Genomic DNA, 21,946 nt, shown 5'->3' with positions numbered 1-21,946 from the left:
TTACCTTCATCAGAGAACAATTCTCTTGCGTGATATCCAAATATTGGGTGTTATCTCTGATAGTATTAATATTAGATCAGTTATTGCAGCGGAGATATTATGAGCGAATCGTCAGAAAAGCGTACGTTAGGTCCCCATTTTCTTATTATCGGGGTAATAATTGTAGTCATCTTGGCTCTCGTGTTTTGGCCTTCGAAAGAAGAAGAGCCCGTCGCCCCCGAGCCTGAAGTTATTCAGCCAGATGCGGAAGCGCCTGTTGAAAAAGTGCCCGACGTTTTTGAAACTAAGCCTGCTCCGCCACCTTTAGAGCTTGAAGAGCCAGACGAAGTCCCTCCAATGCCGGAACCTGTAGAGCCAGATCCTGAGCCGTTAGATGTGAGCGACCCAGCCATAAAATCATCACTGCTGGATATTTCTACCGCCACTGACGACAGCGTAAACCGCATGATTGTGAATGAAGGTTTATTACAGCGATTTGTGGTCTCGGTTACCAACTTAGCGAATGATGAAATGGCGCCCAATCACCAGTTGCTTACGCCTCCTGAACAAACATTTCGTGTTTATTCTCAGGCTGGTAAGCAATGGATTGATGCCGCAAGCTATAAGCGCTATACACCTTATGTAAACATGCTTGAGTCGTTTGAAAGTGAAGCGTTATTGGGCATGTACGATATTTATAAAGGCGACATTCAAGACAAATACGCAGAAATTGGCGATTCGAATAAAAACTTCAATGAAGTGGTATTAGATGCTATCGATCAGTTGCTCGATACACCTGAAGTGCCGGTACCTGTTGAAGTGTATACCGATTCAGTTACCTATAAGTACACCGATCCTCGTTTAGAGAATCTAAACGAGCCGCAGAAGCAGTTGCTTCGTACAGGCCCAGACAATATGCGCCGTATTAAAGCAAAGCTGCGTGAAATTAAAGTGTTACTTGAAGAAAATGGATCTAACTAGATTTCAACAGCAATTAAAGGGCACGTCTGACAAGGCGCGCCCCCTTCCGCCGGTGGAAAAGTGGAACCCGCCTTTTTGCGGTGATATCAATTTAACCATCGCGCTAGATGGCCGTTGGTTTTACGAAGGTAGCCCCATAGGTCGAGCAAGCCTAGTTAAGTTGTTCGCTTCTGTGCTTAAAAAAGAAAACGACAATTATTTTCTGGTTACCCCTGTTGAAAAAGTGGGCATTACCGTAGAAGACGTTCCTTTTTTGATTACCGAGTGGCGTTTTGATAACGATTGCTTAGAGCTCACCACGCAAACTGGCGATATCGTTACACTGAGCTCGGCAGAACAACTCAGCTTACGCAAGCCCCCCCCCGACTTACAAGATACCGAAGCAACGCCCATTCCCTATGTTTTAGTTAGACGCAATTTGTGGGCGCGCTTGCACCAAAACGTTTATTACCAACTGCTTGAGCACGCTACCGAGCAGCAAGAAGGTGATGAAACGCAATTTGTGGTTACCTCGAATTCTATCCCCTACATTATTGGCGCCGTGCCCACGAAATAGTGGTGCAAGGCTTTAGCATTAAGCTTCGATGAAAGCCTTTGGTTAAAAGTCTCTGTTTAAAAGCTTGGGCAGAAGCTGAAGATGGCGAAGGTGATTGCGAGCAGTTTTAAATATCACAGCAAGTAAAATAGCACCGGTAAATAGCGCAAAGTTTTGCGTTAGCTTTACTGGTGTTTTACATTGGTTCTTCGTCTATTCAAACATCATAAGAAGAACCATCATGAAAAAGACACTGACTTCCTTAGCTATTTCCTTAGGACTGGCAACACTTGGCACAATTGCTCTTTCAGCGCCTGCCTTTTCCGCCACCTTAGTGCACGCGGGTAAAGCCTTCACCGGTACGTCGGACAAGCTTAAAAGCGAAGTGACCATTATTATCGAGGGCAACAAAATTGCGTCGGTAGAGTCTGGCTATAAAACACCCTCAGAATCAGACACGGTTATCGATTTAAAGCATGCCACAGTAATGCCTGGCTTGATGGATATGCATGTTCATCTATCTTCCCAGCATGGTGGCCCTCAAACCTATTTAGAACGCTTTTCATTGAATGAGGCTGACTATGCACTTAAGGCCGCTAACTATGCTGAAATTACGCTAGATGCTGGATTTACCACAGTACGTAATTTAGGTGACGGCTATCATGAAACTGTCTCTCTTCGAAATGCGATCAGTAAAGGTTATGCCACCGGCCCGCGTATATTCACGGTTGGAAAATCAATAGCCACCACTGGCGGACATGCCGACCCAAGCAACGGATTATCTCACTTACTGCGCCCCGACGTTGGCCCTAAACAAGGCGTGGTTAACGGCGAAGTAGAAGCCCGTGAAGCCGTTCGCTCCCGTTATCAAGACGGTGCAGATTTAATTAAAATCACTGCCACTGGCGGCGTATTGAGCGTAGCGAAAAGCGGTCAAAACCCACAATTTATGACCGATGAATTAGACGCTATTGTACAGACCGCAAAAGATTACGGCATGACGGTAGCGGTTCACGCGCACGGTAAAGAAGGCATGAAACGCGCTATTGTCGCTGGCGTTGACTCTATTGAACACGGCACCTATATGGACGACGAAGTGCGCGAACTAATGAAACAAAAAGGGACTTACTATGTGCCAACGATTTTGGCGGGTAAATTTGTTGCCGATAAAGCGAAAATAGACGGTTACTTTCCTGAACTAGTGCGCCCAAAAGCCGCGGCAATTGGCCCGCTAATTCAAAATACCTTTGAAAAGGCTCACAACGCAGGCGTAAAAATTGCTTTTGGAACAGACAGCGGAGTTTCTGCACATGGCGATAACGCGCAAGAATTCTCCCTAATGGTTGAAGCAGGCATGTCTGAAGCAGACGCGCTATTGAGCGCCACCGCTAATAGCGCGGCATTGCTGGGCGTTAGTGATACATTAGGTACATTAGAGGCTGGAAAATTGGCCGACTTGGTGGCCGTGGTAGGTAACCCGCTAGAAGACATATCGCTTTTAGAAAGTGTGTCTTTTGTAATGAAGGACGGCAAAATTTACAAACAATAAAGGAAGGCTTTGGGTATCAGGGCCGCATTAACGTCAAGGCAGTAAAAATAAAAGATGGCACTGGGTAAAAAGGTAAAGAAAAAGACAAAGCAACTGGTAGACTCCAAACACATGCTTACCAGTATTACGTTTGCGTCTTTTTTAGAGTCGACTATTGTGCCGGTGCCTCTTGAAGCGGTTATGGTGCCCTTGATGCAAGCCCGTCGCGATAAGCTTTGGCTGATAGCGCTAATGGCAACCTTGGGCTGTGTAGTGGGTGCAATATTTGGCTACGCGCTAGGGTATTATTTATTCGACCTACTCGGCCAGTGGGTAATTGATACTTTTTCTAGCCAACAACAATTCGACAGTGTTAAACAACAAATGCAGAACCAAGGTTTTTGGTTTGTGATGACATTAGGTATTGCCCCCATCCCCTTTCAAGTGGCCATGTTAGCAGCAGGTGCTACCAAATTCTCACTCGGCCTTTTTCTGTTAGCCACGGTGATCGCGCGGGCCATCCGCTATTTTGGCTTAGCCGCCGTAGTGTATTTCGCGGGAAACAAGGCCGAGCAGCTTATTAAGAAATATAAAATTGCCGCCATCGCCGTGCTCACTGTATTGGTTATTGGCTTATGGTTTACGGTTAATGTGTTGAAAGGTTAGTGGTTTTTCTAGCACTATTTAATGCGCACTTAACGCACTAATCTGCTTTGTAAATTACTTCGATAAAATTTTTCAATTTTACATTTGATAATAATTCTCATTTGCACTAATGTAGTTTTTAGGAGGTGCAAATTATGAATTTACAACGGTTATGCCCAGTCTACAGGAAGTGGTTACAGCTAAACCCTTCACACGCCCGCGAGCACAGAATCGCTATGCAGGTACAAACGCAGCAAGCTCACCAAGCGGGCAAATATAACGAGGCGAGGAGCCTTGGCTATCAAACCTTCGAAGCCGCTAAAGTTGTTCTTACCGCCTTACAGCCGGTTTCCGATACGATTGATAAATCTATTCACGAAGATGTATTGGCCTTTGGCACAATGGCCATGTATTTATCTTCGTTGTTACACAAAGAAGATAAAAAACACGAAGCGCACCAAATTCTACAAGAGTGTCACCAGCAACTTATCGCCATACTGCCTTTGCATGCCAGCAAGCCCTCGGTATGTAAGCTTATTTGCGCCATACAAGTTGCGCTTGAGCAGGGTAGCGGTTGTATGCCAGTTGAGCATCAGCAGGCGCTATCGTTGCACTAGTGATACAACCAATCAACCGTAAAACATACCCCATGAAGGCGAGGGACATCAGCATGACAGTAGAAAACTTTCACGACAAAAATGATTTTATCTCACTCAACGTTAAAGCATCAGTGCTTCGAAAAATGTTAAGCGGGCAAAACTTGCACGTGTCAGACATACATTGCAACTGCTCTCGTAGCAAACAACAATTGCAGCAACTTCTGTTACAAGCCGTAAGTGGTAACAACAAATAGGTAATAGCAAGTAAAACGCACTACCGAGGCACTGCGCAGGTTTTTTTATTTACGCTTCTATTATTCACGCCTTTATAACTAGTGGTTCGATTCTTGATAATCGTAATAAACGAAATTCAATTATACGAACGAGGAGCGCACCGTGCGCGATACATCAAACTGGCTTTCCGCCGTTGCTAGCGCAGGTTATAGCGCGAAAACCATCATGTACTCCATGCTTGGTCTCTTTATTCTTTCCTCGGTAATTACTGCTGCAGACCGTGAAAAAGCGACACAAGAACACGTGTTTGTCACACTCAAATCACAGCCGTTTGGTCAAGTGTTACTAGCTATTTTAATAGCGGGATTAGTGAGCTACGCCCTGTGGCGATGGCTTCAAAGTATTTTAAACACCGAATCACTAGATATGACAAAAACCAAAGACATTATTATGCGCGTGTTTTTGTTTGTATCGGGACTATTCTATTTTGGTGCCGCGTTCTTAGGTGCAAAGGTACTTATTGGCAGCAACTCAGGCAATAGTTCGACTGGTAGCGGTGGCTCAAAAGGGGAGCAGGTAAGCCATCAACTTCTGCAGTATCAATGGGGAACCTATTTGGTTGCCGCTATTGGTGCAGGTGTGCTTATATTTGCTTTTATGCAGTTTAAACACGCTTACAAAGCAGACTTCCTCAAAAAATTTGAACAAGCAAAGCTAACGGGTCACAAACGGAAAACGACCAAAGTGGTTGGTAGAATAGGCTATTTTGCCAGAGGTGTGGTGTATTTGCTGGTGGGCAGTTTCTTTGTCATATCTGCGGTAAAAAACGACCCATCTGAAGCGGGAGGGCTGCAACAAGCACTACAAACCCTTACCCAGCAAACGTTCGGGCTCTACATGCTAGCTGCCATGGGAGTCGGGTTTATTATGTTTGGTATTTATTGCGGGTTTGAAGCCAGATATCGTCGAACCTGAGTTGACTAAAAGCGCTAAGCGCGCCCTACCCCCCTTTTTTGATCACATACTGATACGGCATTACATCGGTTTGTGATGCCACAAGGGTATGTTCCATAAATCGACAAAAACTGGGTATATCCCGTGCCGTTGAAGGGTCATCTGCCGTTACCGACAAAGTCTGACCGTCTTCCAGCTTACGTATTTGCAAACGCACCATCATCACGGGCTCTGGGCAACGAAGCCCCAACGCATCTAAATGCGTTGTGGCTTCATCAAAGGCTTGTTGAAATTCAGTCGCCATACTTAGATACCATAGGTTTCACGGTATGTATTTATCGCGTTGATTTCATTGGTCATATTGTCTTGCTCAGTTAAGTAAGTCACCACATCAGCTAACGTGACAATAGCAATCACGGTAGTACCAAAATCGCGCTCGACTTCTTGAATAGCAGATAATTTACCCTTACCGCGTTCTTGCCTGTCTAGCGCAATAAGCACGCCGGATAAACTCGCCTTGTGCTGCTCTATTAAGGTCATAGACTCACGAATAGCCGTACCTGCGGTAATTACATCATCCACTAACATGATGCGACCTTCCAGCGGGCTACCTACTAAGTTGCCCCCTTCACCATGAGTTTTCGCCTCTTTGCGATTAAAGCAGTAAGGCACATCACGATGATGGCTATCGGCTAAGGCTACCGCAGTCGTTGTAGCAATAGGAATGCCTTTATAGGCAGGGCCGAACAATACGTCGAATTCCACCCCAGCATCCACTAATGCATCGGCATAAAAGCGCCCCAACTTTGCTAAGTCGCCGCCAGAATTAAATAATCCAGCGTTAAAAAAGTACGGGCTTACACGGCCAGACTTTAAGGTGAACTCACCAAATTTAAGTACACCACGCTCAATGGCAAATTCAATAAAACTGCGCTGAAACGCTTTCATGGTAACTCCTTACGCCAGTGCTGCTTTTTGAATGTCGAACAATTCGCGCAAGCCGTGCTTAGCAATCGTCAGCATTTCATCAAGCTCTTCAAACGCAAACGGTTCACCTTCTGCAGTACCTTGTACTTCAATAAGCTTACCGGTTTCGGTCATGACGATATTCATGTCTGTTTCGGCTACTGAATCTTCGGTGTACTCAAGGTCAGCAATAGGCGTACCTTTATAAATACCTACCGACAACGCCGCAATCATGTGCTTAAGAGGGTTGGCTTTCAAAATGCCTTTGCTACGCATATACGTTAACGCATCAACTAAAGCCACACATGCACCCGTGATAGACGCAGTACGTGTACCGCCATCAGCCTGAATAACATCACAATCAAGCGTGATCGTGTTTTCGCCTAGTAGTTTCAAATCTACTGCAGCGCGAAGCGAGCGCGCAATAAGGCGTTGAATTTCTAGCGTACGGCCACCTTGCTTACCACGAGCAGCTTCACGACCACTTCGAGTATGAGTAGCACGAGGAAGCATGCTGTATTCCGCCGTGATCCAACCTTTGCCCTGGCCTTTCATGAAACGAGGCACGCCTTCTTCAACCGTGGCGTTACACAACACTTTAGTGTTGCCGAACTCCACCAGCACTGAGCCTTCAGCGTGACATGTGTACTGACGAGTAATAGTAACGGGGCGAATTTGATTGGCGGTTCTGCCGCTTGGACGCATAGAGTTCTCCACGAGATGAATGCTTATAAAAGAAATAGTTCTGGCAAGTAACACACGGAATATTGGATATGTGTGCAGACAAGCCTGAGTTTGGGGCGTAAGTATAACGCACTAATACCAGCTGTTAAAAACGAACTTTCGCCCTTTTAACATATCGAACTCTTATCAATGTAGGCTACTATAGTGAATACAAGAAAACCTGCCTGATGATAATGATGACACAATGCGCGACAGCGGGTTGTTTTTGCAGGCTTTCATTTGCAAAAAGTGCAATAAAAGGACTATTTATGATTTACAGCATGACCGCATTCGCGCGGGTAGAAACGAAAAAAGACTGGGGCTCCGCGGTATGGGAAATACGCTCTGTTAACCAACGTTTCCTAGAAACCTACTTCCGCTTACCCGAGCAATTTCGCTCTTTAGAGCCTGTGCTTCGCGAACGTTTTAGAAAGAAACTGGCGCGCGGAAAAGTAGAGTGCGCGTTACGTTTCACCGCTAACGATGCTGCTGTAACCACACTTAACCTTAACGAAGCGTTAGCTAAGCAAGTACTTCACGCCGCCGACTGGGTGCAAGCTCACGGGCAATCTACCGGTGTAAACCCGCTAGACGTATTGCGCTGGCCTGGTGTTATTGCTGCCGAAGAAGCCGACATGGACACCATTCATGGCGATGTTATGGCTGCGTTCGACCAAGCACTTAACGATTTTATAAGCGCACGCGCCACCGAAGGCGAAGCGTTGAAAGGTATGATCACTCAGCGTTTAGACGCCATTGAAGTAGAAGCCGAGAAAGTAACCGCCCGTATGCCTGAAATTATGGTGTGGCAGCGCGAGAAAGTACAAGCCCGCTTCGAAGAAGCCAAAATTGAGCTAGATGCAGGCCGCTTCGAACAAGAAATGATTATGCTTGCGCAAAAAGTAGATGTTGCCGAAGAGTTAGACCGCTTAAACGCTCATGTAATAGAAACCCGCAACATTCTTAAAAAGGGCGGGGCAGTTGGCCGTCGTTTAGATTTTATGATGCAGGAATTTAACCGCGAGTCGAACACGCTTGGTTCAAAATCAATTAATACTGATATCACCCAATCGGCGGTTGAACTTAAGGTGTTGATTGAGCAGATGCGCGAGCAGATCCAGAATATAGAATAAAGCTCTCTAGCGCTTGGTAAATCGAACAATAAACTTAGAAACCTCGCTATATCGCGAGGTTTTTTTAAGCTTTTACCATAAGTACTCTTAGCGCCTTCCCTACCTATAGTTACAAATCAAAAGAGGTTATTTGAGCTATATATCTGTTGCTTTATATTTGAGTAAGCAGTGAGTAAATCAGTCGTACTCAATAACAATAAATTCATCAGGGGCAGTGGATGTTTTCAATTCATGTAGAGCGCATTATCGACCAGCCAATAGACTTTGTTTTTGCCACGTTAAGTGACCATGCAAACTATGCACAATTTAAAGGCGTGGAAGCATCCAACCTTATTGTTGAAGGTAAGTTGGAACAAAATGGTCTTGGTGCTGTGCGAGAGATTATTGCGGGTGGAGCCAACTTGCATGAAGAAATAGTCGCTTACGATCCTCCCTATAAATTGGGCTATAAAGTGGTGAAGTCAAAACCGCTTCCTTATGATCACCAATTAGGTGAAATTACGTTGAAGGAAATCGACGGCAAAACCCATGCGACATGGCGCTCAATAGGCCACATCACCGTTTTTGTTTTAGGTAGTTTATATTTCGATAAGCAAATTCAAAAAAATGGTGGCAAAGCCTTCGGCAGTATTCTAAAGCAGATTGGGAATATGCCACGCTAATTGATAACACTTCCATTCGCACTAGGCCGAGCTTGGATAGATAATTCATCTCCCCACTTCCGGCATAGTGCTTACGGCGTGTTGTTAAAGAGCCAACGCGACACTAATGCGGCGGACACTGCGCTAACGCAATATCAGGCTTTGCCTTCAATCAAAAAGTGATTACTGATGGTGCCGGCTTGACGTGCCTTTAAATGGGGAATATAAGCTGGGTCTGACATAAACGCTTTACCAGCATCTACAGATGGCCACTCGATAATAACCCGCGCCGCTTCTTTATTACCGCTACCTTCTACAAATTCGTAGTTAGTGCTATTAGCTAAATATACCCCACCGTGTTTCGACACTATGTCACCCACGCTTTCCATATACGCTGGAACCCAACTCTCATCTTTAACGATTACATCCAATACTGAGTAAGCTTTCATCTGGCTATTTTCCTATTTAAGAATATTTGTGCACCACGCTAAGGGGCGAACTATGCATGCACTGTGAGTAGGCGTTATTGGCAACGTCTTTACTAATTTAGGCGCTAATGCTTAACGTTGGCTATAGCTTAGCAGTTCACAATAACTAAATAATTAGCCTAATCATTGAATGAGTTTATGGCGAAACAGAATAATCAAATTCGCTGTATTAATTACAGGTATTTCTCAAGGAAGTCTTGATGAGACGGTAACGCTGATACCTGGTTGTCTACCTGCTGTTTTAAGCCGGCTAGAAACCGCTCAAGTTCGGTTTCAGACATTTCATCGGCCACCCTATGGTATTGCTGTGGCACCACGCCTTGCCCCATCATAACTTGTGTCCATGAATCTACGCGGAAAATATCACCGTCATCTAAGAACACTCTCCCAGTTTGTTTAAACAGATTTATTTTGTGGGTGAGGGAGGACGGAATGTCCATGCTATTGCAATGTTCCCAGAATGGGCTGTCTTTTCGGTTGGTCACTTTATAATGCATCACAATAAAATCGAGAATGGCTGCCATTTCACTGTTGTACTTATTATTGTATTCATTTACCGTCGATTGGGTTATTCCATCAAATGGAAACAAGCGCATTAAGCGTACAATACCGGTCATGATCAGGTGAATACTAGTAGACTCCAAAGGTTCGATAAAACCACTGGCTAACCCTAATGCAACACAGTTTTTATTCCACCCTAACCGACGTTTACCTGGTGTAAATCTTATAATTCTTGGTTCATTTAGAGTTTCGCCTTCAATGGCACTTAATAAGGTGTCTTTGGCTTCGTCATCGCTCATATAATTGCTGCAATACACTAAACCATTGCCCACTCGATTTTGAAGCGGAATTTTCCAGCGCCATCCCGCAGTATGTGCCACACTTTTTGTATAAGGAATGGGCGCGCCCGTCGACGCGGTTTGTACTGCCAAAGCGCTGTCGCAGGGAAGCCAATGGCTCCAGTTTTCATACCCGGTATGAAGTGATTTTTCTATCAACAGTCCTTTAAACCCAGTGCAATCGATAAATAAATCGCCTGTAACTTCCTGACCATCCGATAGCTTTACACTAGATATACAACCAGTATGTGAGCATTTACTTACATGTTGAATATCACCTTCAATATGCGTCACTCCCGCATCTACTGCCAGCCCTTTTAAAAAGCGTCCGTAAGCCACGGCATCAAAGTGATAGGCAAAGTTCATTGGCATGCGTTCGCCATAGGCAAACTTGCCTTCTTGTGCCGCTTTTAATTCGGTGCAGTAGTCACCAAAGTCACCACCAAAACCAAGGGCTTTTGCTCGCAGCCAAAAGTGATGAAATTCGCCCGCCCAGCACTCTCGACCCGTTACGCCAAATGAATGAATATAACTGTGATCTTGCTCTCGCCAGTTTTCAAACTCTATACCCAGTTTAAAGGTGGCATTGGTGGCACGCATAAAGGCTTTTTCGTCTATGCCTAATAACTTGTGAAAAGTGCGAATAGGAGGAATTGTCGCCTCGCCCACACCAACAATACCTATATCTTTAGATTCCACCAGCGTAATGGATAGTGATTTGCCAAGTAACTTTGAAAGCGCAGCAGCGGCCATCCAGCCAGCGGTGCCGCCCCCTGCAATTACTACACGCTTCACTGGGCTGTTTTTCGCCCCTGTACCCATAGCGTTTAGATTATCGGAAACCGATGACATCATGGCGAGGTCCTTCTTTCTTGTCGTTATTATTTGCTGTGGTGTCTTTCTCTAATTGATGAGAAATGGCGGAGAGTAAATCGCGGTTGGTCGGCAACCCAGCAAGTAGTTGGCTTTTGCCTTGTTGTAGACTTTGTTTTAACGCGAAGGCTTTTTTAACCATGTTGCTGTTTTTATCAAGCTGTCTGTCGTTGGTGTGAAACCCCATACCGTACAAAATGTATTGATAGCTTGCCGAGGGAAAGATTTCTTCGTTTTCAATAAGATCGTAACGAGAAGGGGCTTGATATTGCCACAAATCGAGTAGCGCGTTTAGCGAATCTGGAATGCTTGACTCGCTTCGCTGTGCCAACCAATAGGGCTCTTCTCTTTCGCTTAACACATAGTGTAGTTTTAAAAAGTCGATAACTCTTTCCCAGCGATAGGTAAAACGCTGATTGTAACGCGTGGCCACGTGGCTCATGTGTTGTCGGTTCTGCGGAAACTGGTCGCACAGCATGCGAATACCTAGCTCAACCATCGCAATTGCCGAGGCCTCTAACGGCTCGATAAAGCCTGCTGACATTCCCATACCAATACAATTATTTACCCAAAACTGCTTTCGATAGCCTGGGTCAAACTGTAAATGTCTATATTTAAGGTTTTCTATTTCACTTTGGGGTAACCGCTTCGCCAAGTGCTCGCGCAAGAGAGATTCTGCGTTTTCCTCGCTTACATAGTCACTGGCATACACTAGCCCCACACCACGACGGTGTTGCAAGCCAATATCCCATGTCCATCCGCAGGTTTGGGCAGTGGCGATTGTCGTTGAAGCAATTGTATCGGCGGAAGCCTTTATGTCGCTGCTGCCATAAGGCACCTGTACTGCCACGGCGCGGTTATTTAGCAGCACCGACGACACTGAATGCCATGGCACATGATAATGTTTGTCGATTAATAGCCCTTGTTGACCGCTACAATCAATAAACAAGTCACCTTTTATCGTATCGCCGTTTTCAGTCACCAGCGACTCGATATCGCCATTATCCTGACCAACCACATTCGCAATATGTGCTTGGGTGTGCTTTACACCTAGGTTGTTTTTACAATGGTTGGTGAGCAAGGTTGCCAGTGCAGTGGCATCAAAATGATAGCCGTAATTGAGCACGTAGGCATATTCTGGTGTTGAGCTTTGCTTTGGTGCTAGCCCAGCATCACAAATATCGGGTTGTAAGCAGAAACTTTGCTCAAACGATTCGCTGCTGAAAAGCTGTTGCCAGCAACGGTGAATATCCAGTTCAGTATAGCCTGTGGGTGTAGTGAAAGGGTGTTGGTATTTGTCATCTTGATGGCCGTTTCGCCAACCCGCAAAGGTAGAGCCTTGTTTGAAGGATGCATTACAACAAGTAAGAAAATCCGCTTCCTTGATACCTATTTCTTGCAGTGTATCTCGTAACGAAGGCCAAGAGCCTTCTCCCACGCCGATACTTGGCACATTAGGCGATTCCACCAGTGTAATGTGTATGGCACTTTCATCACTGATGTTTTGTGCGTGGTTTGGGTTGTTGCTATTGGTATTTGTTCTGTTGCTTATTCTTTTACCCAGCCTAGCGGCTAATACTCCAGCGCACAGCCAACCAGCGGTTCCACCGCCCACAATGACTACATGCTTAATAGGTTGGTTCGACACTGTTTACCCTTTTCATTTTTTGTAGGGGGTTGTTTCTTTATTACTAAGCGTTGTGTTTAATTTAGTATTTTCTTTAGGATCCACTATGACAAAAAAGCCCATTGAGGTGAATACATTCCACCCCAATAGGCCATTTATCAATTTAGCTTACCAGTTACTTAGAAGGTGTAACGAGCACCCAATGCGTAACGTGCGCCTAATTCATCTAGTTTCCATAGCATTGCGCTAGTTCTTCCGTGTCGACGAATATTTTCATCGGTAATGTTTATCCCTTCGAACGATACCGTCAATGCGTCCGTCACCTCATACGACATACTAAAATCAATTTGTGAGTATGCTTCAGTATAACCTGGCTCATTCACATATTGAGACGTCGTATCAAGGAACTTATCACGCCAGTTATAGGCAATACGTGCTTGAAGTGCATCCATTTCATACATGAATATCAGGTTAGCGGTATCACTTAAGCCGACTAGCGCAAACTGAGTAATACTTGGGTTAGCGTTGTTATCAAACCCGATGTCACCGGTAACCGTTGTATAGTTCGCTTGAATACCAAAACCGGTATCGCCGAAGAAGTGCTGTGCAGCCAGCTCAAATCCGTAAATATTGGCGTTTTTGTTATTCACAGGCTTCGAATTGATAAAAGTCATCAATGGGTCATCACCATTTGGAATAATGTCGTATTCCGCTTCGAACTGTTCGTCGGTCATAGAGTCGTAATCGACACCATTTTCCATTGCAGCGACCATGTTAAATAACGAGGTATCGCTGATAGGAATGCCGCGGGCTTCAAGTTCGTCCATAGCTGCCTGTGCACGAGGACCTGCCGTAGCATCCGTCAACCCAAATATGTTCTCTTCAACTTGTTCGTTACCAATAAAGTTTTTAACCCGTTTATCGTAAAAACCTACTGATACGTAGCTGGTTTCATCAAAGTAATATTCTAGCGATAAATCTACATTGTCTGACTCAAGAGGTATTAGCGCAGGGTTACCTGAACTCGCCGTAGCCGTTGGGCCATCGCTAAGGAGGGTGGGGCTACTTGGCGTACCAACAGTAGAAGCCGCACTTAAGTTGTTATAAGTCGGTCTAGCAATGGTTTTGCTATAGGAGAAACGCGCAATCACATTTTCCATCACTTCGATATCGAAATCTAACGCAGGAAGGAAATGGTCATAGCTTGAATCAACTTCAACATCTTCCATGTCGCTACCAAAACGAACGTTAAAGTCGTTGTTACCTTCCCATGCGATCCCGCTAGGTAGGCTGATATTCGCAATAGACGTGACATCCGTATTTTCGTAACGAATACCGGTCAATAAGTTGTATTCCATACCATTGAGTTCACCGGATAAATCGAGTTCAAAATAAACCGATGTAATATCTTCTTCAATAGTCCGGTTAGTGGCAAATGGGTTGTTGGCAAGTAAATCGAAACCATACTCTTGGGCAGCGAAGGCACCAATTTCAGCCACGCTTCCGGTAAACCCTTGTGAAAACATACCTGTGGTATTGAAGTCGCTAAATTCACTGGCTAAATCGAGAGGGGTTAATGAACCTGCTGGCAATTCACCTGGATTTTCAATACCCCAGTTACCCATAGTATGTCGGGTTAGTGATTGTAGTGATGTACTTTCCATAGCACGAGATTCAATACCGAAGTTAATACTTCCGGTATCCATAGCATAACTACCGTCAATGCGAGCTTGGGTAATTTCCGTTTCTTGCGAAGCAAAGTTCATATCAAGAATTGATGTACCCACATCGTCTTGGTCAAGCACGCCGTTTCCGTTTAGATTCGTACGAGAAACATCGTCGAAATCTAGCATCATGATAGGGAATTCACCGGAGAAATCGACACCTTGACCGCGGGCAACGTTCGCACCAAGACCAAGGTTTGTCCATGTACCGTAAGGTGAATCTGGTCTACCTTCTGCAGTAGAATTATGCAAGTCGAAATGCAGCGTTAAATCATCGGTAGCAAAGTATTTAACGTTAAAACCTACTGACTTATTTTCGTTAACCTGATTAAGCTCTTGTATCGCTAAGCCTAAGTCACGAGGCAATAAATCTCTACGCTCTTGCGTAATCAGCACGGGTGTTTTAACCGTATTGTCATCGAAGGTTAGGTTAGTAAAGTAACGGTCGTCCATCCAAATCGACTGTTCTGCACGAGCTTCATATAAGTCTTGTTTTGAATACGTGTAGTCTAGGGTAGCCACGAGATCATCACTTGGCGCATACTGAAAAGTAAGCTGGGCGTTTGTACGCTCACGCTCTCTGTCCGCCATGTAGTAACGTAAATCTGAAGGGATACCAAATAATTGCCCCATCGCTGGTGCATTATTTAAAACGATAGGATCACCACTATCTGGATTAGCCGGATCTGGAGACTGTGGTACCGTGCCATTAAATGGATTTACTCGCCATTCATTGACGAATGCGCCTTGTGCGGCACTATCACGTTGCTGATAAGAACCAGTAAAGGTTACGCCGAATTTTCTGTCGTCGTCTAAGTAGTTAATAAAACCAGATAACTCTGGCGTGACATCGTCACCCACGCGGTTTGTGGTGTCGTGTAATGCTTTCGCGCCTACGCTGGCCATGATCCCAGTTTCAGAAGCATCAAATGGTCTTGCGGTACGAATATTAACTGAGGCACCAATACCACCAGTAGCTATACTTGCGCGACCGGTTTTATAAACCTCTACAGCACGAACACTTTCAGATGCTAAATCAGAAAAGTTAAATGCACGGGAATTACCAACACTACCACCATTAGGTAAAGCGGCGCCTGGCATCGTTCTTCCATTTAGCGTCACCATATTGAAATCTGGTCCGAAACCACGTGCCGTAATTTGGCTACCTTCACCGTTATTTCGGCTTATTGATATGCCCGTAATACGTTGAAGGGATTCCGCCAAGTTAGTATCAGGAAATTTACCAATGTCTTCAGCGGAGATAGCATCAACAACACCCGCTGAATCACGCTTAATGCCCATCGATTCTTGAACACTGCTTCGAATCCCAGATACTTGAATGACTTCTATATTGTCACTTTCGCTAGCCTCCTGTGCTTGTACTGGGAACATCAGGCCTGTTCCCAATATTAAAGACAGACTAGTAGCGATTTTAGATTTGTATAGCTTGTTATGTGTCACTGTCTTTCTCTCTTATGTTGTGCTGAGTGATGAGCGCTTCCCAAGAAAGGGCTTTCTCAGGTTTACCAACGAAACACCCACAGGAGAAAGCGCTTTCTCAAAACTAAGACATCCCAGACTAAAGATCAACATATTTTTCACACAAAGTTCACAACGAAAATCCAACTTTACATCGCTTATTTATTAAAAATTAAATTTATAATTAAAAATCAGCGATTTAAAGTCTTATCTGAAGCGGCCATACCGAGCGCCCCAGTCCAAATGTAAACGGTGATTTTTCAACGTAAAGATAAAAAATAACAACTTTACAAAGAAAGCGCTTTCTCAAAATGTTGAGTTCATGCTATAAACAAAATAGGTGAAGTCATCTGTTGCGCTTATCTCTCAAGCATTACTAAATCTTCACCCTGCTACATTATCCAGAATTGTAATAGGACCCTATGAAATGATGAAAGACATCGAGCTACCCAAAACAAGCCCAATGCTAGATAAACAATTTACATTTGGAACAGCGACTTCTTCTTTTCAAATAGAAGGGGATGCTGAAAATCGAATGGAAAGTATTTGGGACGTTTTTTGCCGCACGCCCGGGGCAGTAGCTGATGATTCTGATGGTGTTGTAGCTTGTGAGCATATTCTTAGGTGGCGTGATGATGTTGAAATGCTCAAACAACTTGGTGTAGATGCGTATCGCTTTTCTATTTCTTGGCCACGAGTGATGAATCAGGATGGAGAGCTAAATGAGAAGGGCGTTTCTTTTTATATTCAATTACTTGACGTGCTAAATGAGGCGAATATAAAACCATTCGTCACTCTTTATCATTGGGATTTACCACAGTATTTAGAGGAAAAAGGCGGGTGGCTGTATCGTCAAACCGCTTACGATTTTGCAAACTATGCAGACAAAATTACTGCAGCCCTTGGTGAGCGAGTTTATTCCTATGCTACCTTCAACGAACCATTTTGTTCTGCATATTTAGGCTATGAAATTGGTGTGCATGCGCCTGGACGGAAAGGAAGAAAGTTCGGTCGAACTGCCGCTCATCACATTTTACTCGCCCACGGATTAGGTATGCAGGTGCTAAGGAAAAATGCACCTGATGCCTTAAACGGTATCGTGTTAAATTTTACGCCATGCTATAGCGCATCAGATTCAGACGCCGATAAGCTCGCCACGGAAATGGCAGATCAATATATAAATCAATGGTATATGCAACCAATAATGGAAGGGAGTTATCCCTATGTTATCGACGCATTAGCAGACAATGACAAGCCACCTATTGAATCAGGCGACATGGAAATTATTTGCCAGCCTTTAGATTTTCTTGGCATTAACTTCTATACCCGTCTTCATTACTCTGCACCACATAAAGCAGAAGACTTATTTCACGAGCACGCCCACAAAGCACCCATGACGGATATTGGTTGGGAAATTTACCCGGAAGCCTTGCGTGAACTACTCGTTTCTTTACATGAACGCTATAACCTCCCCCCTGTATACATTACCGAAAACGGGGCTGCCATGGCAGATGTAGTTCAAGATGGTATGGTAGACGACGAAGATAGAATAGACTATTACATTGGCCACCTAAATGCAGTTAACGAAGCGATTGAATCTGGAGTGAAAGTGAGTGGTTACTTCGCCTGGAGCCTCATGGATAACTTCGAATGGGCAGAGGGCTATGAAAAGCGGTTCGGGCTCGTATACGTCGATTTTAATACGCAAGAGCGTACTTTCAAAAATAGCGCGAAGGCTTACCAACGTTTATTAGCTAGTCGTAAATAACAAATACAAAAGGAACACGCTGTGGATCATTCGTTGAGTGTAAGGGAAAAGATTGGTTATGGGTTGGGCGATGCAGCGGCTAATTTAGTCTGGCGCGGCGCCCTTGCTTACTTAGCGGTGTTTTACACAGATACCTTTGGGTTAACTGCTGCTGCGGCTGCCATGCTTTTTCTTGTGGTACGTCTTACGGATGGCGTTACTGACATCATCATGGGAATGATTGCCGATAGAACGCAAACTAAACTCGGTAAATTTCGACCCTGGATATTAGGCTCTACCCCTTTTTTAGGCTTATTCATGGTGCTGTGTTTCACCACACCTGATTTTTCTTATACGAATAAGCTCATCTATGCCTACCTAACCTACATAGGGCTAACCTTAGCTTACACGGTTAATAACGTACCCTATTCAGCGCTAATGGGCGTAATGACAAGCGACGACCGAGAGCGAACCAGCTTATCCGGCTTTCGGTTTGCTGGGGCTTTTATGGGAGGACTGCTCGTCATGGGGTGCTTACCTATGCTAGTTGCGTTCTTCGGTGAAGGTAATACTGCAAAGGGTTATCAATATGCCATGTACCTTTTTGCTACTCTCTTAGTCGCATTGATGTTCACGACTGTGGCCACCACCAAGGAGAGGGTTCCAGTAGTGCAAAACGACGGAGCAAGCTTACTTCAAGAACTAAAAGACTTGTCTCGTCAGCTGCCTTTAATTCTGCTCCCACTGTCGGCCATTACTGCCTTTTTCTATTATCGAAATTGGCCAAGTGGCATCGCTTTCGTTGTGGTCATTTCAATAACATCCATCTTTATTAAGCGCCTTGTAAATCGACCTGAAGCGAGCAATAGTCGTTCACAACAAGACATCATTGATTTACTTACCAATAAACCCTGGGTCATTTTGCTAGGCATGGGCTTCCTTACTATGATGTTTAACGGCATAAAGTACGGTGTCATTGCCTATTACTTTAAGTACTACATTGGTGATGAGTTGCTCACCGGATATTATTTTATTGCCTTATTGGTGGTATCGATATTAGGCGCTTTGGCCACGTCAGCATTATCGCGTTTTATGGGCAGGAAAAAGCTATTTATTCTCTCGTTATTGGCTAGCAGCGCCCTGACATGTGCAATTTACTTTGTGCCACAAGGTTCTGTGACGGGCATATTTGTATTGGGATGTAGTGCGGAGTTTTTCGCTGCGATCATGCCAACCTTATTCTTTTCCATGCTTGGCGACTCTGCAGATTATAACGAATGGCGTACAGGCCGAAGAGCGACAGGCTTAGTTTATTCAGCAGGCTCTTTTGTACAGAAAACCGGTGGAGGCTTTGCAGGTGCTCTAGTTCTGTTGGTGCTAGGAAGTTATGGTTATGACGGCATGCAAGTCGATTCTATATCGCAAACCTTACCTGGCATGCAAGCATTGATGAGCTGGATACCTGCCTGTTTCGGTATAGCCGGCGCACTCCTTATTATGCTTTATCCGCTTACCGATGCGCGACAGCAAGAAGTAACAGAGACTTTACTTAAGCGACGTAGCGCAACTGCCTGAATAACGGCATAATGCATAAAAAATGCGAACATGGCATTAATGAGCATCAAAACTAAGTTAGGGGAAGTAATACGTGGCAACAATCTATGAAGTAGCTGATAAGGCAGGGGTATCGTTGTCGACGGTATCTCGGGTGTTAAACGGTAAAACTACTGTGAACCCCGCCTTAAAAGCCAAGGTTGAAGAAGCCATGTTAGCGCTAAACTATCGCCCAAATTCTGTCGCCCGTTCACTGGCCACCAGCCGTTCAGATAGCGTAGGCATTCTGGTATCAGAATTAAACTCGCCATTTTTTGGCGACTTGATGCAAGCGGTAGAGTCAACCCTAAGAGCCGCTGATAAGCACGTTATTATTACGGTAGGGCACAATAATTTAGAAACCGAACAAGATGCCGTCGAGTTTTTAATTGGTCGTAATTGCGATGCTATTATTATGCATGCAGAAGCAATGAGCGATGAATACTTGCAAACGCTTAATTCATCTCGTCTCCCAATTTCTTTGGTTAACCGCCAAGTTGAAGGTGTGGGTGAGGGATGTATTGTGTTAGACAATGAAAAAGGCGGCTATTTAGCCACGCAGCACCTTATTAGCTTAGGCCATAAAAATATTGGTTATATATCGGGCCCATCTGATAAATGCGATGCCAATCAACGATTAGCGGGTCATAAGCGCGCGCTTAAAGAAGCAGGAATACCCTTTACGCCGAACTTGGTGTTTGAAGGAAACTACGCCGAAGAAGACGGCAAAGCAGGTCTATTAGAGTTACTTTCTGGAGACTCGCCTTTTTCAGCGCTGGTATGTGCGAATGATTGGATGGCCTCAGGCGCAATGAGTTGTGCGAGAGATTTAGGAATGAACCTGCCTCAAGATTTGTCTATCGTAGGTTTTGATGATGCCGTTTTTGCTCACCATGTTTTCCCACGCCTAACCACGGTTAGCAATCCTATCTCTGACATGGCCGCAATGTCAGCACGTCATATTTTAAATGTAGTTTATGGCTACAAAGATGAGGTAAAAACCTTGTTTCAACCTTCACTGATAATACGAGAGTCCACCATGACCTTCGAAGCCTAAGTACTCCCTACACGTGCTCCCCATAATTGCCCATTAACACATAAGTAATACATAAACTGCTCTATGGCGCTGTTTCTATTTAAGATAAACTGCTTCTTCACTGTTTCATGTGAAACCTTTGATGCCCTTAGGGAGCGAGTTATATGCGTTTAACTATTACCGTCATTTTATTTCTAAGTTGTTTTAATGCATTTGCTGCTGAGGTATTAACCTCGACGACACAACTTCATACTAGTAACCAAGTTCAAAGTAGTAAAGTTCAGCCATTGTTAGAAGCCGAAGAAAAGGTAAATAAGGTGCTCGACTTACTGCACCAAATGGCCTCTGACGCGAACTTCGACGAATACTTCTCTCTATACAGCGACAATGCTGTTTTCATAGGTACAGATGCTTCTGAGGTATGGACTATTAGTGTTTTTAAAGCATACGCACAACCTCATTTTTCGAAAGGGCGGGGTTGGACATATATCCCTCATTCAAGACATATATATTTTTCAAATAATCGCGATGTGGCGTGGTTCGATGAACGTCTAGATAACGATAGCTTAGGACTAACACGTGGAACCGGTGTATTAATACTCGAAAACAATGAGTGGAAAGTCAGCCAATACCACTTAACCATTCCCATTCCAAATGCGCTAGCCGATAGTGTTGCTGAGCAAATTAAATCGCATAGAGAAAAGGGCCAATAGAGGCCCTTTTTTAATTTTTATTGCTAGCAATTATAACTACGACTGAGTTAGCGGCTGAATTTCTAGTTCTACACGACGGTTCATCGACCTGTTTGCAGCAGTGTCGTTTGGCACTTTAGGCTGATATTCACCCATACCAACTGTGGTGATACGCGTAGAGTTGACGCTGTAATTCAATAACACGTTCCTAACCGCGCCAGCACGGCGCTCAGACAAACCTTGGTTATACTGCTCCGAGCCTGTGTCATCAGTATGGCCTTTTATCATCAGTACTGTTTTTTCGTAGTTATTTACTACCTTGGCGACATCTTGAAGTACTGGGTTAAAGTTAGGGCTGATAGAAGAACTGTCTGTGGCAAACGTTATATCACCAGGCATGATCAAACGTAAGTTGTCACCTTCTCGAACCACTTGAACTCCGGTATCGGATAATTCGCTACGAAGCGCTTCTTCTTGCTTATCCATGTATCCGCCAATCGCGCCACCCGCAATAGCGCCAACCGCCGCACCCCAAGCGTAGCGACTTTTATCATTATCTCCCGTTGCCTTGCCTAACAATGCGCCCATGACAGCACCTATGGCTGCACCTTTCTGAGAATTTGATGGATCGTTAGCACAGCCTGCAACGGCTAAAGATGCCGCAATTAAAGTAATTCCTATCGTTTTTTTCATAACATCCTCGGTACGTCGTTATCAACTTTTAAAGTGAACGCGATCTTACGCTTACTTTTAAACTTTCCAATTATTTGCTCGTATCACTACTATTTTTACTGTTAAAAAAACTATCGCCAATATCTATTCAATAGTTTGCAGCAATATGCATTCCACATTCATCAACTGCCATGAGTGTAACCAATAAACCAAAATCATTAAGGGCATTATAGAGGAAGTTAACTGAACGTAAGCTAA

21 protein-coding genes are annotated in these 21,946 nt (G+C 44.4%); 13 read left to right on the top strand and 8 right to left on the bottom strand.

The annotated features are described in order from the left end of the window. Positions 1 to 99 precede the first annotated feature (99 nt). The 7 genes from KYS23_RS13335 to KYS23_RS20930 all read left to right on the top strand — a co-directional run bounded on the left by KYS23_RS13335 (position 100) and on the right by KYS23_RS20930 (position 5,476). Positions 100 to 960: a DUF3014 domain-containing protein gene (locus KYS23_RS13335; protein ID WP_218419054.1), complete on the top strand. Its 861-nt coding sequence runs from the start codon at positions 100 to 102 to the stop codon at positions 958 to 960. Further along, complete coding sequence (locus KYS23_RS13330; RefSeq protein WP_218419052.1) at positions 947 to 1,516, top strand: DUF1285 domain-containing protein; 570 nt, start codon at positions 947 to 949, stop codon at positions 1,514 to 1,516. The genes KYS23_RS13335 and KYS23_RS13330 overlap by 14 nt, the downstream gene beginning before the upstream one ends. A gap of 220 nt (positions 1,517 to 1,736) precedes the next feature. Continuing rightward, on the top strand, positions 1,737 to 3,044 hold the full coding sequence (locus KYS23_RS13325; protein WP_218419051.1) for a metal-dependent hydrolase family protein: 1,308 nt from the start codon (positions 1,737 to 1,739) through the stop codon (positions 3,042 to 3,044). A 54-nt stretch (positions 3,045 to 3,098) separates the two neighbouring features. Beyond that, positions 3,099 to 3,689, top strand: coding sequence for a YqaA family protein (locus KYS23_RS13320; RefSeq protein WP_218419049.1), 591 nt, complete (start codon positions 3,099 to 3,101; stop codon positions 3,687 to 3,689). 134 nt (positions 3,690 to 3,823) lie between these two features. Further along, on the top strand, positions 3,824 to 4,285 hold the full coding sequence (locus tag KYS23_RS13315) for a hypothetical protein (protein ID WP_159534196.1): 462 nt from the start codon (positions 3,824 to 3,826) through the stop codon (positions 4,283 to 4,285). Between the two features lie 53 nt (positions 4,286 to 4,338). Beyond that, positions 4,339 to 4,521, top strand: a complete 183-nt coding sequence (locus KYS23_RS13310) for a hypothetical protein (protein WP_159534198.1) — start codon at positions 4,339 to 4,341, stop codon at positions 4,519 to 4,521. Between the two features lie 142 nt (positions 4,522 to 4,663). Then, positions 4,664 to 5,476: a DUF1206 domain-containing protein gene (locus KYS23_RS20930; RefSeq protein WP_218397567.1), complete on the top strand. Its 813-nt coding sequence runs from the start codon at positions 4,664 to 4,666 to the stop codon at positions 5,474 to 5,476. A 25-nt stretch (positions 5,477 to 5,501) separates the two neighbouring features. On the opposite strand, the gene tusA is transcribed toward KYS23_RS20930, so the two are convergent. The 3 genes from tusA to rph are packed head-to-tail and all read right to left on the bottom strand — an operon-like array spanning position 5,502 to position 7,126. Then, complete coding sequence (gene tusA / locus KYS23_RS13300) at positions 5,502 to 5,759, bottom strand: sulfurtransferase TusA (RefSeq protein WP_159534202.1); 258 nt, start codon at positions 5,757 to 5,759, stop codon at positions 5,502 to 5,504. Positions 5,760 to 5,761: 2 nt separating this feature from the next. Beyond that, positions 5,762 to 6,403: an orotate phosphoribosyltransferase gene (gene pyrE / locus KYS23_RS13295; protein WP_218397569.1), complete on the bottom strand. Its 642-nt coding sequence runs from the start codon at positions 6,401 to 6,403 to the stop codon at positions 5,762 to 5,764. Between the two features lie 9 nt (positions 6,404 to 6,412). Further along, positions 6,413 to 7,126, bottom strand: a complete 714-nt coding sequence (gene rph / locus KYS23_RS13290; protein ID WP_013786776.1) for a ribonuclease PH — start codon at positions 7,124 to 7,126, stop codon at positions 6,413 to 6,415. A 287-nt stretch (positions 7,127 to 7,413) separates the two neighbouring features. On the opposite strand from rph, the gene KYS23_RS13285 reads away from it, so the two are divergent. Next, a complete protein-coding gene (locus KYS23_RS13285) occupies positions 7,414 to 8,277 on the top strand; it encodes a YicC/YloC family endoribonuclease (RefSeq protein WP_159534206.1) in 864 nt (287 codons plus the stop codon). 218 nt (positions 8,278 to 8,495) lie between these two features. After that, positions 8,496 to 8,939 carry an SRPBCC family protein gene (locus KYS23_RS13280; protein ID WP_218419047.1) on the top strand — a complete coding sequence of 148 codons (444 nt, stop codon included), beginning with the start codon at positions 8,496 to 8,498 and terminating at the stop codon, positions 8,937 to 8,939. Between the two features lie 134 nt (positions 8,940 to 9,073). On the opposite strand, the gene KYS23_RS13275 is transcribed toward KYS23_RS13280, so the two are convergent. The 4 genes from KYS23_RS13275 to KYS23_RS13260 all read right to left on the bottom strand — a co-directional run bounded on the left by KYS23_RS13275 (position 9,074) and on the right by KYS23_RS13260 (position 15,861). Next, a complete protein-coding gene (locus KYS23_RS13275) occupies positions 9,074 to 9,367 on the bottom strand; it encodes a DUF1330 domain-containing protein (protein ID WP_218419046.1) in 294 nt (97 codons plus the stop codon). A gap of 212 nt (positions 9,368 to 9,579) precedes the next feature. Next, positions 9,580 to 11,100 (bottom strand): tryptophan halogenase family protein, encoded by a 1,521-nt coding sequence (locus tag KYS23_RS13270; RefSeq protein WP_218397597.1) that lies wholly within the window; start codon positions 11,098 to 11,100, stop codon positions 9,580 to 9,582. Further along, positions 11,078 to 12,766 (bottom strand): tryptophan halogenase family protein, encoded by a 1,689-nt coding sequence (locus tag KYS23_RS13265; protein WP_218419044.1) that lies wholly within the window; start codon positions 12,764 to 12,766, stop codon positions 11,078 to 11,080. The genes KYS23_RS13270 and KYS23_RS13265 overlap by 23 nt, the downstream gene beginning before the upstream one ends. A gap of 158 nt (positions 12,767 to 12,924) precedes the next feature. Next, entirely contained in the window at positions 12,925 to 15,861 is a 2,937-nt protein-coding gene (locus KYS23_RS13260; protein ID WP_246604401.1) for a TonB-dependent receptor, read from the bottom strand. A 517-nt stretch (positions 15,862 to 16,378) separates the two neighbouring features. Between KYS23_RS13260 and KYS23_RS13255 the strand changes: the two genes are divergently transcribed. From KYS23_RS13255 to KYS23_RS13240, 4 genes are all read left to right on the top strand, one after another. Continuing rightward, positions 16,379 to 17,716: a GH1 family beta-glucosidase gene (locus KYS23_RS13255; protein WP_159534764.1), complete on the top strand. Its 1,338-nt coding sequence runs from the start codon at positions 16,379 to 16,381 to the stop codon at positions 17,714 to 17,716. 21 nt (positions 17,717 to 17,737) lie between these two features. Beyond that, entirely contained in the window at positions 17,738 to 19,270 is a 1,533-nt protein-coding gene (locus KYS23_RS13250) for an MFS transporter (protein WP_218419043.1), read from the top strand. A 73-nt stretch (positions 19,271 to 19,343) separates the two neighbouring features. Further along, a complete protein-coding gene (locus tag KYS23_RS13245; RefSeq protein WP_159534220.1) occupies positions 19,344 to 20,345 on the top strand; it encodes a LacI family DNA-binding transcriptional regulator in 1,002 nt (333 codons plus the stop codon). A gap of 143 nt (positions 20,346 to 20,488) precedes the next feature. Then, entirely contained in the window at positions 20,489 to 21,037 is a 549-nt protein-coding gene (locus tag KYS23_RS13240) for a nuclear transport factor 2 family protein (protein ID WP_159534222.1), read from the top strand. Positions 21,038 to 21,073: 36 nt separating this feature from the next. Here the strand turns inward: KYS23_RS13240 and KYS23_RS13235 are convergent, their stop codons facing one another. Then, the gene (locus tag KYS23_RS13235; RefSeq protein WP_159534224.1) at positions 21,074 to 21,709 is read right to left on the bottom strand and encodes a YiaD family glycine zipper/OmpA-like lipoprotein; all 636 of its coding nucleotides are present in this window, start codon (positions 21,707 to 21,709) and stop codon (positions 21,074 to 21,076) included. Positions 21,710 to 21,946: the final 237 nt, after the last annotated feature.

Origin of the sequence: Alteromonas lipotrueae (assembly GCF_019249255.1) — a bacterium.
Classification (GTDB): domain Bacteria; phylum Pseudomonadota; class Gammaproteobacteria; order Enterobacterales; family Alteromonadaceae; genus Alteromonas; species Alteromonas lipotrueae.
This window is presented reverse-complemented; position numbering and strand designations above follow the sequence as displayed.

Coding starts and splice junctions, on each gene's coding strand:
- KYS23_RS13335 (WP_218419054.1), top strand. CDS start 100: ATGAGCGAATCGTCAGAAAAGCGTACGTTAGGTCCCCATTTTCTTATT.
- KYS23_RS13330 (WP_218419052.1), top strand. CDS start 947: ATGGATCTAACTAGATTTCAACAGCAATTAAAGGGCACGTCTGACAAG.
- KYS23_RS13325 (WP_218419051.1), top strand. CDS start 1,737: ATGAAAAAGACACTGACTTCCTTAGCTATTTCCTTAGGACTGGCAACA.
- KYS23_RS13320 (WP_218419049.1), top strand. CDS start 3,099: ATGGCACTGGGTAAAAAGGTAAAGAAAAAGACAAAGCAACTGGTAGAC.
- KYS23_RS13315 (WP_159534196.1), top strand. CDS start 3,824: ATGAATTTACAACGGTTATGCCCAGTCTACAGGAAGTGGTTACAGCTA.
- KYS23_RS13310 (WP_159534198.1), top strand. CDS start 4,339: ATGACAGTAGAAAACTTTCACGACAAAAATGATTTTATCTCACTCAAC.
- tusA (WP_159534202.1), bottom strand. CDS start 5,759: ATGGCGACTGAATTTCAACAAGCCTTTGATGAAGCCACAACGCATTTA.
- pyrE (WP_218397569.1), bottom strand. CDS start 6,403: ATGAAAGCGTTTCAGCGCAGTTTTATTGAATTTGCCATTGAGCGTGGT.
- rph (WP_013786776.1), bottom strand. CDS start 7,126: ATGCGTCCAAGCGGCAGAACCGCCAATCAAATTCGCCCCGTTACTATT.
- KYS23_RS13285 (WP_159534206.1), top strand. CDS start 7,414: ATGATTTACAGCATGACCGCATTCGCGCGGGTAGAAACGAAAAAAGAC.
- KYS23_RS13280 (WP_218419047.1), top strand. CDS start 8,496: ATGTTTTCAATTCATGTAGAGCGCATTATCGACCAGCCAATAGACTTT.
- KYS23_RS13275 (WP_218419046.1), bottom strand. CDS start 9,367: ATGAAAGCTTACTCAGTATTGGATGTAATCGTTAAAGATGAGAGTTGG.
- KYS23_RS13270 (WP_218397597.1), bottom strand. CDS start 11,100: ATGATGTCATCGGTTTCCGATAATCTAAACGCTATGGGTACAGGGGCG.
- KYS23_RS13260 (WP_246604401.1), bottom strand. CDS start 15,861: ATGTTCCCAGTACAAGCACAGGAGGCTAGCGAAAGTGACAATATAGAA.
- KYS23_RS13255 (WP_159534764.1), top strand. CDS start 16,379: ATGAAAGACATCGAGCTACCCAAAACAAGCCCAATGCTAGATAAACAA.
- KYS23_RS13240 (WP_159534222.1), top strand. CDS start 20,489: ATGCGTTTAACTATTACCGTCATTTTATTTCTAAGTTGTTTTAATGCA.
- KYS23_RS13235 (WP_159534224.1), bottom strand. CDS start 21,709: ATGAAAAAAACGATAGGAATTACTTTAATTGCGGCATCTTTAGCCGTT.